Source organism: Neisseria sp. P0001.S005 (assembly GCF_051963715.1).
Window position 1 is genome coordinate 1 of the sequence record NZ_JBQCTZ010000796.1, and the last position, 359, is coordinate 359.

The 359-nt window shown below is 41.5% G+C and carries 1 protein-coding gene; it reads right to left on the reverse strand.

The window, feature by feature from the left end; genetic code table 11:
- Window positions 1-17 precede the first annotated feature (17 nt).
- On the reverse strand, window positions 18-332 hold the full coding sequence (gene rplW / locus ACTHSP_RS22930) for a 50S ribosomal protein L23 (protein ID WP_003749274.1): 315 nt from the start codon (window positions 330-332) through the stop codon (window positions 18-20).
- Window positions 333-359 lie beyond the last annotated feature (27 nt).

Genomic DNA, 359 nt, shown 5'->3' on the forward strand with positions numbered 1-359 from the left:
AACGATTGCCATTTTGTTTATTCCTTATCTGCAGCTGCAGCAGCGGCTTCCAAATCCAACTCTTGACCGGCAGCCAGGCTCACGTAAGCCTTTTTAACATCGCTGCGACGACCTAAAGTGCGACCAAAACGTTTAATTTTACCTTTAATGGTAACAGTAGTAACGTCTGCAACTTGAACACCGAACAGCAACTCAACTGCTGCTTTAATTTCAGGTTTAGTTGCATTTGCCAAAACTTTAAACGTCATTTGGTTACGTTTTTCAGCCAATACGTTGCTTTTTTCAGAAACGATAGGTGCCAAGATTACTTGAGTCAAACGTTGTTGATTCATACCCATTGCTCCTCTAATTGTGCAACT